11 protein-coding genes are annotated in these 12,773 nt (G+C 73.3%); 5 read left to right on the top strand and 6 right to left on the bottom strand.

The window, feature by feature from the left end; translation table 11 throughout:
• Nucleotides 1-90: 90 nt before the first annotated feature.
• Nucleotides 91-1,002, bottom strand: a complete 912-nt coding sequence (locus ACFW9Z_RS32300) for a LysR family transcriptional regulator (RefSeq protein WP_384646406.1) — start codon at nt 1,000-1,002, stop codon at nt 91-93.
• Between the two features lie 428 nt (nt 1,003-1,430).
• On the opposite strand from ACFW9Z_RS32300, the gene sfnG reads away from it, so the two are divergent.
• The 5 genes from sfnG to ACFW9Z_RS32275 all read left to right on the top strand — a co-directional run bounded on the left by sfnG (nt 1,431) and on the right by ACFW9Z_RS32275 (nt 6,846).
• Nucleotides 1,431-2,531 carry a dimethylsulfone monooxygenase SfnG gene (gene sfnG, locus ACFW9Z_RS32295; protein WP_384646404.1) on the top strand — a complete coding sequence of 367 codons (1,101 nt, stop codon included), beginning with the start codon at nt 1,431-1,433 and terminating at the stop codon, nt 2,529-2,531.
• Nucleotides 2,532-2,576: 45 nt separating this feature from the next.
• Nucleotides 2,577-3,794, top strand: a complete 1,218-nt coding sequence (locus ACFW9Z_RS32290) for an acyl-CoA dehydrogenase family protein (RefSeq protein ID WP_384646402.1) — start codon at nt 2,577-2,579, stop codon at nt 3,792-3,794.
• Nucleotides 3,795-3,857: 63 nt separating this feature from the next.
• On the top strand, nt 3,858-4,412 hold the full coding sequence (ssuE, locus tag ACFW9Z_RS32285; RefSeq protein WP_384646400.1) for an NADPH-dependent FMN reductase: 555 nt from the start codon (nt 3,858-3,860) through the stop codon (nt 4,410-4,412).
• A gap of 81 nt (nt 4,413-4,493) precedes the next feature.
• Nucleotides 4,494-5,666, top strand: coding sequence for an SfnB family sulfur acquisition oxidoreductase (locus ACFW9Z_RS32280; RefSeq protein ID WP_384646416.1), 1,173 nt, complete (start codon nt 4,494-4,496; stop codon nt 5,664-5,666).
• A 25-nt stretch (nt 5,667-5,691) separates the two neighbouring features.
• On the top strand, nt 5,692-6,846 hold the full coding sequence (locus tag ACFW9Z_RS32275) for an LLM class flavin-dependent oxidoreductase (protein WP_384646398.1): 1,155 nt from the start codon (nt 5,692-5,694) through the stop codon (nt 6,844-6,846).
• Nucleotides 6,847-6,970: 124 nt separating this feature from the next.
• On the opposite strand, the gene ACFW9Z_RS32270 is transcribed toward ACFW9Z_RS32275, so the two are convergent.
• The 5 genes from ACFW9Z_RS32270 to ACFW9Z_RS32250 form a co-directional block, all read right to left on the bottom strand.
• Entirely contained in the window at nt 6,971-7,894 is a 924-nt protein-coding gene (locus ACFW9Z_RS32270; protein WP_384646396.1) for an alpha/beta fold hydrolase, read from the bottom strand.
• Between the two features lie 108 nt (nt 7,895-8,002).
• The gene (locus ACFW9Z_RS32265) at nt 8,003-9,454 is read right to left on the bottom strand and encodes a peptidoglycan D,D-transpeptidase FtsI family protein (protein ID WP_384646394.1); all 1,452 of its coding nucleotides are present in this window, start codon (nt 9,452-9,454) and stop codon (nt 8,003-8,005) included.
• A gap of 116 nt (nt 9,455-9,570) precedes the next feature.
• The gene (locus tag ACFW9Z_RS32260) at nt 9,571-10,233 is read right to left on the bottom strand and encodes a response regulator (protein ID WP_384646392.1); all 663 of its coding nucleotides are present in this window, start codon (nt 10,231-10,233) and stop codon (nt 9,571-9,573) included.
• Nucleotides 10,230-11,543: a sensor histidine kinase gene (locus ACFW9Z_RS32255; protein ID WP_384646390.1), complete on the bottom strand. Its 1,314-nt coding sequence runs from the start codon at nt 11,541-11,543 to the stop codon at nt 10,230-10,232. Before ACFW9Z_RS32255 ends, ACFW9Z_RS32260 begins: the two co-directional genes overlap by 4 nt.
• Nucleotides 11,540-12,691, bottom strand: coding sequence for a hypothetical protein (locus ACFW9Z_RS32250; protein ID WP_384646388.1), 1,152 nt, complete (start codon nt 12,689-12,691; stop codon nt 11,540-11,542). The genes ACFW9Z_RS32255 and ACFW9Z_RS32250 overlap by 4 nt, the downstream gene beginning before the upstream one ends.
• Nucleotides 12,692-12,773: the final 82 nt, after the last annotated feature.

Below are 12,773 nucleotides of genomic sequence, written 5' to 3'. Positions count from 1 at the left end.
GCTACGAGACCATTCCGGCGCCTTGCGATCGCACGCACCATGCGCCGCGCGGCCGCCCTTCGGGCGACGACGGCAGTTTGACGACAGGCCCTAGGAGTCCTTCGTACGGTGCGCCTCCGCGCGCTCCACGAAGATCCGGTGCAGGTCGCGCGCGGCCCGGGTGACCGAGCCCGAGCGGCTGCGCTGCACCACCAGGAGCACCGTGGTCGTGTCGTCCCGCAGCGGGCGTGCGGTGATCGCGCCCGTGCGCTCCAGCGGGTCCCCGATGACGCTGTAGTCCGGCAGCACGGTGACCCCCAGCCCCTCCGCCACCATCAGCTTGCCCATCTCCGCGCCGTCGGCGGAGTACGAGAACGAGGGCACCCGGCCCTTCAGCAGCCGGTGGGTGAAGCGGTGCATCAGATAGCCGGACCGCATCACGATCAGCGGCTCGCTCAGCAGGTCGTCCACCCCCACCTCCGCCAGCGCGGCCAGCGGGCTGTCCGGGCGCAGGCAGACGACCGGGCGGCCCCGGAGCAGCTCGGTGGTGTGCAGATCGGGCGCCAGGTCGTCGCCCTCCAGGTAGTTCACCAGGCCGAGATCGACACCGCCCTCCAGCAGGGAGCGGTGGATCACCGACTGCTGGGCCGCGATCACCTCCACCTCGGTGGCCGAGTGCAGCGCGTGGAACTCCCGGATCGCCGGTACGAGAAGGGGGACCGTCGCCGCGAACACCGTGCCGAGCCTGACCGTACGGCTGGTCCGGTGCTGCTCGTCGGCGGCCCGGCGCAACCGGTCGACCGCGTCCAGCACCCCGATGATGTGCGGCAGCAGCTCGCGCCCGGCGTCGCTGATCGTCGCCCCCGACCGCTTCCGGTCCAGCACGGCCACCCCGAGCTCGCGCTCCAGGTTCCGTACGGTCTCGCTCAACGCGGGCTGGGACAGGTGCAGTTCCTCCGCCGCCCGGCGGAGGGACCCGAGCCGGGTGACGGCCTCGATGTACTCCAGCTGTTCGATGCGCATCGTCATTCCTCTCGGCCGGAGGCGGTGGAAGGGGAACCCTATCGCTCCCTCGCCGATGCCTTCTCGACCTGGAGCGTCGCGGCACCTTACTCTGGAACCCGAAGGCGCCCCCGGACCACCGGGTGGCCGCCGCGGAACGCGAAAGGAGAGGGATGTGCGCTGCCTGACCCGTCGCCGCCACATCGACCTCGGCCGCGTTTCCAGCGCCTTCTGTTGTCGCGAAGTCTGAGGAGAGCCCCCCTCCTTCGCGCTCCTGCGTATACCCCCGTACGCCGTCGCACGCCCTCCTCGCGCCCCGCGCCCTGATCGGGTTTCTCGATCACCGGGGCCGCCCCGCCGTGCCCACGGCCGTAACCATCCCGCCTTCTTCGCGCTCCCCCCGCACGCCCCGGGAGCGCGCCCCGCCCTTCCTGTTTCGGGAGAACCGCATGCCCACTCCGCCCTCCGCCGACCCGGTCCGCTTCGCGTACTGGGTGCCCAACGTCAGCGGCGGCCTCGTCACCAGCACCATCGAGCAGCGCACCGACTGGGGGTACGACTACAACCGCGAACTCGCCGTCCTCGCCGAGAGCAACGGCTTCGACTACGCGCTCAGCCAGGTCCGCTACATGGCCAGCTACGGCGCCGAGTACCAGCACGAGTCCACCTCCTTCAGCCTCGCCCTGCTGCTCGCCACCCAGCGGCTGAAGGTCATCGCCGCCGTCCACCCCGGCCTCTGGCACCCCGGCGTCCTCGCCAAACTCGGCGCCACCGCCGACCATCTGAGCAACGGGCGCTTCGCCGTCAACGTGGTCAGCGGCTGGTTCAAGGACGAGTTCACCGCGCTCGGCGAACCCTGGCTGGAGCACGACGAGCGCTACCGCCGCTCCGAGGAGTTCATCCGGGCCCTGCGCGCCGTCTGGACCGAGGACCACGCCGAACTCGCCGGGGACTTCTACCGCATCCGGGACTTCACCCTGAAGCCCAGGCCGATCGCCTCGCCGGAGCGCCCGCACCCGGAGATCTTCCAGGGCGGCAACTCCACCGCCGCCCGGCAGATGGCCGGACGCGTCTCCGACTGGTACTTCTCCAACGGGAAGGACTTCGACGGCGTCACCGAACAGATCGAGGACGTCCGGGCCTCAGCCGAGAGCGTCGGCCGCACCCCGCCCCGCTTCGGCCTCAACGGCTTCCTCATCGCCCGCGACACCGAGGCCGAGGCCCGCGACACCCTCCGCGAGATCGTCGCCAAGGCCGACAAGGAGGCCGTCCAGGGCTTCGGCTCGGCCGTCAAGCAGGCCGGGCGCTCCACGGCGGACGGCAAGGGCATGTGGCAGGACTCCTCCTTCGAGGACCTCGTCCAGTACAACGACGGCTTCCGTACGGGGCTCATCGGCACCCCGGAACAGGTGGCGGAGCGGATCGTCGCCTACAAGCGCCTCGGCGTCGACCTGCTGCTCCTCGGCTTCCTCCACTACCACGAGGAGGTCGAGTACTTCGGCAAGCACGTGCTGCCGCTGGTCCGCGAGCTGGAGGCCGACGCCCTCTAGCTCCACCCGCCCCGCCTCCTCCCGACAGCTCGCGAAAGGTTCACCATGAGCACCGCAGCGCCCACCCGGTGGAAGACCCTCCCGGCCCCCGACAGCCCCCAGGCATGGATCGAGCGCGCGGCCGAGGTCGCCGCGATCCTCGCCATCGACGCCGCCGCCCGCGACAAGGCGGGCGCCACCCCGTACACCGAGATCCAGCTGCTCAAGGAGTCCGGACTCGTCACCCTGCTCGGCCCGGCCGCCCACGGCGGCGGGGGCCAGGAGTGGACGACCGCGTACCGGGTGATCCGCGAGGTCGCCAAGGCCGACGGCTCCATCGGACAGCTCCTCGGCTACCACTACCTCTGGAACTGGGCCGCCCGCCTCGTCGGCACCCGCGAGCAGTGGGAGCACGTCGAGGCCGAGGCGGTCCGGCAGACCTGGTTCTTCGGCGGCGCGGTCAACCCGCGCGACACCGACGTCGTGGTCACCGAGGACGGCGACGACCTCGTCTTCACCGGGGCCAAGACCTTCTCCACCGGCAGCAAGGTCTCCGACGTCACCGTCCTCGAAGGCGTCCTGGAGGGCACCGACCAGCACATCTTCGCCATCGTGCCCTCCGACAGCGAGGGGCTGACCTTCCACGACGACTGGGACAACATCGGCCAGCGCCTCACCGAGAGCGGCGGCGTCACCATCGACGGCGTCCGCACCCCGTGGGCCTCGGCCGCCGGATACGTGGACAAGGAGTTCCGGCCCCGCGTCTACAACACCCTCAACGTGCCGACGATCCAGCTGGTGTTCATCAGCTTCTACCTGGGCATCGCCGCCGGAGCCCTGGAGACCGCCGCGACCTACACCCGTACGAAGACCCGCTCCTGGCTGCACGGCGGGTACGAGCAAGCCGTCGACGAGCCGTACGTCATCGACACGTACGGCGACCTGACCGCCAAGCTCTGGGCCGTCGAGGCGCTGGCCGACGCCGTGGCCGCCGAGGGGCAGAAACTGCACGACGCCCCCGACGAGGTGACCGAGCAGTCCCGCGCCGCGTTCGAGGTCCGGGTCGCCGCGGCCAAGGCCCGCGCCACCGATGTGGCCCTGGAGGTCACCAGCCGCATCTTCGAGGTCACCGGAGCCCGCTCCACCGCCTCGTCCGAGGGGCTGGACCGCTTCTGGCGCAACGTCCGCACCCACACCCTGCACGACCCGGTCGCCTACAAGCGCCGCGAGGTCGGGCGCCACGTCCTGACCGGTGAACTCCCCGAACCCACCTGGTACTCCTGACCCACCCCCGCCGGGCCGGGGACGAACCACCACCACCGTCCCCGGCCCAGAAACGAGGTCCCCATGGCCACCGTCCTGTCGGTCTCCGGCAGCCCCTCCGCCACCTCCCGCACCGCCCGGCTGCTGCGCCACCTCGACGTCGACCTGAGCGCCCAGGGCCACGAGGTGATACCGCTCGACGTCCGTACGCTGCCCGCCGAGGCCCTTCTCGGCGCCGACTTCGCGCACCCCGAGATCGTCCGCGCCACCGAGCTGTTCGCCCGCGCCGACGGCATCGTCATCGGCACCCCCGTCTACAAGGCCGCCTACTCCGGCCTCCTCAAGACGCTCCTGGACCTGCTGCCCCAGTACGCGCTGACCGGCAAGACCGTCCTCCCACTGGCCACCGGCGGCACCACCGCCCATGTCCTGGCCCTCGACTACGCCCTGCGCCCGGTGCTCTCGTCGATGGGGGCCGCGCACATCGTCCCGGGCTGGTTCGTCCTGGACCGGCACATCGCGACGGGCGAGGACGGGGGAGTGGTCCTCGATCCGGCCTCCGCCGCCCCGCTCGACCAGGTCGTCGCCCAGTTCGCCGCCGCCCTGGACCGGACCGTGCCCGTCCCCGCCACTCGCTGACCCCGACAGGCCCTCGTAACCCCTTTGGAGGCAGGCCCCGTGACCGCGCCGACCCGACGACGACCACCCCTCACCGCGCGGGTGATCCGCGACGACGCCGAGGCGCTGCGCACCGCCGCCGAACTGGCCGACGAGTTCCGCCCGGGAGCCTCCGGGCGGGACGCCCGCCGCGAGCTGCCCCGGGCCGAGCTGGACCGGCTCACCGCCACCGGCCTCCTCGCCGTCACCGTCCCGGCCGAGCACGGCGGGGCCGATGTCTCCGCCGCCACCCTCGCGGAGGTCTTCCGGCGGCTCGCCTCCGCCGACGCGAGCCTGGCCCAGATCCCGCAGAGCCACTTCGCGTACGTCAACGTCCTTCGGCAGCAAGGCACTTCGGAGCAGCGGGCGTTCTTCTTCGCGGAGGTGCTGGGCGGCCGCCGCTTCGGCAACGCCCAGTCCGAGGCCGGGACCAAGCACCTCCAGGACATCCGCACCCGGCTGGTGCCCGCCGACGACGGCTCGTACCTCCTGACCGGAGTGAAGAACTACTCCACCGGAGCCCTCTTCGCCGACTGGATCCCCGTCCTCGCCCGCGCCGAGGACGAGCTGCTCCATGTCGCGTACGTCCCCGCCGACGCCCCCGGCCTCACCGTGACCGACGACTGGGACGGCATGGGCCAGCGGACGACCGCGAGCGGCACGGTCCGCCTGGAGTCCGTGCGGGTCCCGGCAGCCCATGTCGTCCCGCACCACCTCACCTTCATCGGCCCCCAACTTCACGGCGCGATCGCCCAGTTGCTGCACACCGCCATCGACGCCGGGATCGCGGCCGGGGCGTTGGCGGAAGCCGTCGACTTCGTACGGACCCGAAGCCGGCCCTGGTTCGAGAGCGGGCACGACACCGCCGCCGAGGACCCCCTCCTCATCCAGCGCTTCGGCGAACTCGACCTCCGCCGCAGGGCCGCCGACGCCCTGCTGGCCACCGCCGCACACGCTGTGGACGCGGCACGCGCTGCCCTCGACGACGACAGCGCGGCCGAGGCGTCGATCGCGGTCGCGGCGGCGAAGGCGTACGCCGGGAGCGCGGCGCTGGAGATCGCGGACGCGCTCTTCGAGGTCTCCGGCACACGCGCCGCCCTCGACAGCCTCAACCTGCACCGGCACTGGCGCGACGCCCGCACCCACACCCTGCACGACCCCGCGCGCTGGAAGATCCAGCACATCGGGCGGTACGTCCTCAACGGCACCCGCCCGCCCCGCCACGGCCTCCTCTGACTCACCATCCCCCTTCGGAGAAACGATGTCCCTGACCTTCCACTGGTTCCTGCCCACCAACGGCGACAGCCGCCATGTCGTCGGCGGCGGCCATGGAACCCCGGTCACGGCGGCCGGGGGCGACCGCCCGCCGACGGTCCGCTACCTCGCCCAGATAGCCCGCGCCGCCGAGGACGTCGGCTTCACCGGGGTGCTCACCCCCACCGGGGCCTGGTGCGAGGACGCCTGGCTGACCACCGCGATGGTCAGCCAGCACACCGAGCGGCTGAAGTTCCTGGTCGCCTTCCGCCCCGGTTTCGTCTCGCCGACGCTGGCCGCCCAGATGGCCTCCACCTATCAGCGGCAGACCGGCGGACGGCTGCTGCTGAACGTCGTCACCGGCGGCGAGAGCCATGAGCAGCGCGCCTACGGGGACTTCCTGGACAAGGACGCCCGCTATGCCCGGACCGGTGAATTCCTGGAGATCGTCCGGTCGTTGTGGGACGGCAAGACCGTCGACCTGGACGGTGACCACCTGCATGTCGAGCAGGCCCGGCTCACCCAGCTCCCCGACCCCGTACCGGAGGTCTACTTCGGCGGCTCCTCCCCGGCCGCCGGTCAGGTCGCCGCCCGCCACGCGGACGTCTACCTCACCTGGGGCGAACCGCCCGCCCAGGTCGCGGAGAAGATCGCCTGGATCCGGTCTCTCGCCGCCGAGCAGGGCCGTACCGTACGGTTCGGCATCCGGCTGCACGTGATCACCCGGGACACCTCCGAGGCCGCCTGGGCCGAGGCGGACCGGCTGCTGTCCGGCTTCGACCCGGAGACCGTCCGCTCGGTCCAGGAGGGGCTGGCGCGCAGCGAGTCCGAGGGCCAGCGGCGGATGCTGGAGCTGCACGGCGGCGGCCGGGACGGTCTGGAGATCCACCCCAACCTGTGGGCGGGCATCGGCCTCGTCCGGGGCGGCGCGGGCACGGCGCTGGTCGGCAGCCACGCGGAGGTCGCGGACCGGATCAGGGAGTACCACGCGCTGGGCATCGACGAGTTCGTGCTCTCCGGCTACCCGCACCTGGAGGAGGCGTACTGGTTCGGCGAGGGCGTACTGCCCCGGCTGGCCGAGACCGGACTGTGGACGCACCCGGCGGGACCGGTGCGGCCGGGCGGCGCCACGGAGATCCCGTTCGCGGGCGGGGCGCGGTAGCGGCCGGTCGGCCGTGCGGGGTCGGGTGCGCGGTCGGCCGCGGACCCGGGTCCGCGGCCGCGGGCCTTGCGCCCATGGGTGTACGGGGTTGGGTGCGCGGTCGGCGCTACGGAGGCGGGGTGCGTCAACTGGTGGTGCCGACCGCCAACCGCCTTATCTCCTCCGCGAGTTCCGCCGCCGAGGTGGTCAGCACCAGGTGGTCCGCCTCCGGCAGCACCACATGTCGGCCGTGCGGCGACTGCCGGGCCCGGTACGCGTGCGAGACCGTCGCCCGCCTCCGTACGGACTCCGGCATACCCACCGACGTCCGCCCCGCCGACACCACGGTCACCGGCAGCCCCGCGAGTCCCGGCGGGCTCTTCAGCAGCGCCCGCAGGTCGCCCGCCGCGTCCTCCAGCTCACGGCCCCGGGTGCGGGTCATGGCGACCGTGTACGCCTCGGCCCGCAGGTCGGCGGCGGCGTCGGGCGGCAGGGCGGCGGTGAGCGAGCGGTAGGCGCGGCCCAGCAGCCCCAGCCGGGCCAGTCCCACCGTCACCCACTGCCCGACCCGCTCGGTCCGTCGCATCAAGGGCTCGAACAGCAGGTCGCACGCCTCGTCGGCGGGGTCCACGAGGACCAGCCCGGCCACCCGCGCGGGCCGAGCGGCGGCGGCCAGCCGCACCAGGGGGCCGCCCCAGCTGTGGCCGACCAGGAGGTAGGGACCCGCGGGGCCGAGGTGGTCCAGCAGATCGCCCAGGTCGTCGGCGAGCGCGTGCAGCCGACGGGAGACCCCGGGCGGGGCGGCCGGGCTGCGGCCGAGCCCGCTGCGGTCGTACACCACCGTCGGCGCGACATCGGCCAGCGCGGCCTGGACCCCCGCCCAGTACGAACGCCCGGCGGCGAGCCCGCCCTCGAAGACCACGGTGGGCCGGTCCACCGCTCCCGCCGGCCCCGGCAGCCGCTGGTAGTACAGCTCCCGCCCGTCGCGGGTACGGGCCCGGCCCGCCTCGCCCTGGCTGTGTACGGGGGCGTCGGCGCCGGGCCCCGTGCCGTGCTCCACCGGACCCATTGCCGTACCTCCCGCACGTCCGCACGTCTGTACGTTGGCGCCCCGGGACCGTCCGGGGCGCCAAGTAAGGCAAGGGTAACCTAAGTTAGAGGTTCCGGAGTGCCAGGCTCACCGTTCCAGCGCCGCCTTCATCATCTTCTGGGCGATCGGCGCCGCCAGGCCGTTGCCGCTGACCTCGGAGCGCGCCGAGCCGGAGTCCTCGACGATCACCGCGACGGCGACCTCCTTGCCGCTGCTGTCGTCCTTGGCGTACGAGGTGAACCACGCGTACGGGGTGTTGCTGTTGTCCACGCCGTTCTGCGCGGTCCCCGTCTTCCCGCCGACCTCGGCCCCGGCGATCCTCGCGTTGGTGCCGGTGCCCTCCTCGACGACGGTCACCATCGCGCTGCGGATCTGCTCGGCGGTGGACTCCTTCACCACCCGCTTCGTGTCCCCGTCCTCGGTCTCCTCCAGCGGGGAGCCGTCCCCGTCCGTCACCGACGACACCATGTGCGGCGCGGCCAGCTCACCGCCGTTGGCGAGGGCCGCGGTGACCATCGCCATCTGGAGCGGGGTCGCGGTGACCTCGAACTGGCCGATGCCCGTCAGCGCCGTCTGCGCCTCGTCCATACCGGTCGGGTAGACGCTCTCGGCGGCCCGCACCGGGACGTCCAGCTTCTCGGTGTCGAACCCGAACGCGTCCGCCATCTCCTTCACCTTGTCCTGGCCGAGGTCGGCGGCCACCTTGGCGAAGACGTTGTTGCAGGAGTACCGGAGGGCGGTGCGCAGGGTCGCGTCCGCGCAGGGGGCGGAGGCGTTCTCGTTGCGGAGGATGGTGCGGGTGCCGGGGAGGGTGTACGGGTCGGGGCTGTCGGTGGCCTCGTCGACCGACCCGTACAGCCCGTTCTCCAGCGCCGCCGCCGCGACCACCAGCTTGAACGTGGAACCCGGCGCCAGCGGCTGCCGCAGCGCCCGGTTGACCAGCGGCTTCTCCTTGTCGTCCAGCAGCTTCTTCCAGGCGTCGCCGTCGCCCGTACCGCTGATGGTGGAGGGATCGTACGAGGGGGTGGAGACCATGCCGAGGATGCGGCCGGTCTTCGGGTCGATGGCCACCGCCGCGCCCTTGTCGTCGCCGAGCGCCTCGTACGCCGCCTTCTGGACGCCCGGGTCGATGGTGGTGAGGACGTTGCCCGGGGTGGCCTGCCTGCCGGTGATCAGGTCCGCCGGGTTCTTCAGCCGGTCGTCCGTGCCGTCCAGGACGTCGCTGTAGATGCCTTCGAGCTGGGTCGCCCCGTACGCCTGCGAGCTGTAGCCCGTGACGGCCGCGTAGAGCTCGCCCTGTGTGTAGGTCCTCTTGTACCGGAGGTCGCCGCCACTGGTCCCCTTCGATCCGGTGACCGGTGAACCGGCCACGATGATGTCCCCGAGCGGATGCGCGTACTGCGCGATGGTGTTCCGCCGGTTGTGCTCGTCGTCCGCGAGCGCCTTGGCCTCGTAGCCCTGCACCCAGGTCGCCCGCACCAGCAGGGCGAGGACCATGAGCAGACAGAAGACCGAAGCGCGCCTGATTGTCTTGTTCATCCCGCTGGAGGGACGAGCGGGGGAGCCGGGGCCGTTCCCGGTTGTGCCGCTTCTCACCGATTTCTCACCCGGCCCACCAGGGTGTGAAGCCGTCGGGCCGGTGCTCGGCCCGGAGCTCAGCCCGGGGTGATGAAGCCGGACTCGTACGCCGCGATGACCGCCTGTGTACGGTCCCGGGCGCCGGTCTTCGCCAGGACCGCCGCCACATGTGTCTTCACTGTCGCCGGACCCACCGCGAGCCGCCCCGCGATCTCCGCGTTGGTCAGCCCCGCCGCCATCAGCCGCAGCACGTCCGCCTCCCGCCCGGTCAGCCGCGCCACCCACGCCGGGGCGGAGGTCTCCTGCCGCCCGGCGTGCTCGGCGGCCAGGGTGCGGACCGCCGCCGGATACAGGAGCGAGTCGCCGCACGCCACCAGCCGTACCGCCTGCACCAGCTCCTCGGCCGCCGACCGCTTCAGCAGGAACCCGGCGGCTCCGGCGTGCAGGGCCTCGTACACGTACGCGTCGTTCTCGAAGGTCGTCACCACGACGATGCGCGGCGGGTCCGCCAGGGTGGCGAGGATCTGCTCGGTGGCCCGGATGCCGTCGATCTCCGGCATCCGTACGTCCATCAGCACCACATCGGGCCGCAGGGCGCGCACCACGGAGACGGCCTCCGCCCCGGTGGCGGCCTCGCCCGCCACCTCGATGCCCTCCTCGGCGTCCAGGATCGCGCGCAGCGCCGTACGCACCATCTCCTCGTCGTCCGCGACCACGACCCGGACCGGCGGGCGGTTCACGGCCGCTTCCCGCGGTGGGCCGTCAGCGGCAGCCGGGCGGTCAGCCGCCAGGTGGCACCGTACGGCCCCGCCTCGCTCCGGCCGCCCAGCAGGGCCGCCCGCTCCGCGATACCGCGCAGCCCCCGGCCGCCCCCGGGGCGCACCACGGCGGGCCGCCCGCCCAACGGGTTCTCCATCACGATCTCCAGCTCCCTCTCCCGTACCGCGATCAGCAGCCGCACCGGGGTCGGACCGCCCCCGCCGTGCCGCAGGGCGTTGCTGAGCCCTTCCTGCACGATGCGGTACGCCTCGCGCGAGACCACCGGCTCCACGCCGTCCGGGTCGCCCTCCCGCTCGTACGCCACCGGCACCCCGCAGTGCTCCAGCAGCCCGCCGAGCGCGTCGAGCCCGGGACCGTACGCGCTCCCGCCGCTGTCCGGCTCTTCCTCGTCGTCGTCCTGCCGCAACAGCCCCACCACCGAGTCCAGCTCGCCGACCGTCCGCCGCGTCGTCTCCTCGATCGCGGTCAGCGCCCGGCGGACGAACTCCGGATCGCGGTCCAGGACCCGCCGGGCCGCCCCCGCCTGGAGGGTCACCGCGCTCAGGGCGTGGCCCACCGAATCGTGCAGCTCCCGGGCGAGCCGGTTGCGTACGGCCAGGTCGGCGGCCCGGCGCTCGGCGGCGGCGAGCCGGTCCTCGGGCGTCGGCCCCAGCAGCACCGGCGCCCGCCGGGCCAGCAGCTCCCCGGCCGCCGCCGCGACCGCCGCCATCGCCCCCAGCATCGCGAGCCCGGCGAGCGGAGCGAGGGCCAGGGCCCACGGCTCTGCCAGTACACCGCTCCCGGCCACCGGCCAGGACTCGCGCAGCGCCGCCGAGAACGGCAGCACCATCACCGCGACGGCGAACGGTGGCAGGGCCAGCGTGATCCCGCTGACGATCCCGCCGAGCGCCAGGTGCAGCGTGAACCAGGCGGCGGTCCGGACCCGGGCCTGCCGGGTGCGGGCGGGCCCCTCCGCGAACAGCGCGGGCGGCACCCCGCACAGGGCCCGGGCGGCGGCCGCGGAGAGCGGCCGGACGAGCGGGAAGAAGCCGCTGACCGCCGCCATCGGCAGGGCACAGGCGAACGCGGCGAACTGGGCGGCCAGGGAGGAGAAGGGCTGCTTCCCGCCGTCCGCCAGGCCGACCAGGACCATGCCGACCAGGAAGTACGGCATCAGCAGCGCCCCGCCGATGATCAGATGCAGCCAGCGCAGCCGCGCCCGCCGTCCGATCAGCGGGGCGAGCGCCTTCGTGTGCGCCCGCTGTCCGGCCGTCGGGGCGAGCAGCCTCACGAGCGGGTGCCGGAACGGGTGCCGGAACGAGTCTCGGAACGGATGTCGGAACGGGTGTCGGAGGCCGTGGAGGCCGCCGCGCGCTCCGCGAAGAAGTACGCGACCGATGTGGCGATGAGCGTCCCGACCAGCATCTGCACAGCGTAGGTCAGCACCATCGCCGTCGTCGGCTGATCGGCGGTGTCGCCCGCCCCCACCAGGGCGGCGAGGCTCAACCACCCGCCCCAGCAGGCCACTTGCGCCGACCCGGCCCAGGCCAGGACGAGCGGCACCCGCAGCGGGAGCCGGCCGCCGCGCCGGAAGGCGAGCAGCAGCACCCCGGCCACGGCGGCGGCCACGAAGAGCGCGTTGACCGCTTCCAGCACATGGAAGTCGCTGGTGCGCCCCGCTGCCCGTCCCCCGTCGAGCCCGGCGGTCGAACCGGCCGCCCAGAGCAGATGAGCGAGCCCGGGGGCCAGGGCGAACAGGGCGGCGACCACGGCGGTGACCCGCAGCGCGGGGGCGGCCGGGGTCGTGGGCAGGCCCCGGAGCGGGCCCTGCCAGAGGTGACCCCAGCGTTCACGGGCGTACAGCGCGAAGAGGGTGCCCAGCGTGATCCCCTGGAGGATGAAGCCTCCGTAGACGACGCCGAAGACCCACGGATCGAGGAACGGATCGCCACCGCTTCCACCGCTCCCGCCGCTTCCACTGCTCCCGCCGTCCCCGCCGGATGTCGGCCCGCCGTCGCCGCCCAGCAGCCGCACGGCCATCTGGAGCGGGTAGGCGGTCAGGATCGGCAGCAGCAGACCGGTCGCCACCCACATCGGCACCACCAGCAGCCAGGCGGGCACCCGCAGCCCCCAGGGCCGGGTGAGCAGCAGGGCGAGGACGACGACGCAGGCAACCATCAGGACCGTGACCCCGTTCCCGACGACCAGCACGACGCCGCCGTCCAGCAGCGGGCTGCCGTCCGGGATGCCGACCCGGCTGCCCGCCATCCAGGCGGCCTTGAGCCCGACGTACGGCACGCAGGCCACGACGGCGAGCGCCCGCGCCACGGTCCGGACACGGCCGATGCGGTACGGGGACGGGTGCGGGGCTTCCCCCGGCGGCCGTCCGGGGCGGTGCGGGGAGGCCGGAGGCGGGGCGGAGGTCCGGTTCGCTGTCATGCCACCCACGCTTCCGCGCCGACCGGGCCCGTACGTCCTGCCCGGAGACGATCCGCCTCCGCCGCGCGGGGGAGGGCCCGGG

It is taken from the genome of Streptomyces sp. NPDC059452, from assembly GCF_042750035.1.
Lineage (GTDB): Bacteria > Actinomycetota > Actinomycetes > Streptomycetales > Streptomycetaceae > Streptomyces.
Note: the sequence above shows the minus strand (reverse complement) of the source record. Positions and strands in the feature narration are given on the sequence as shown.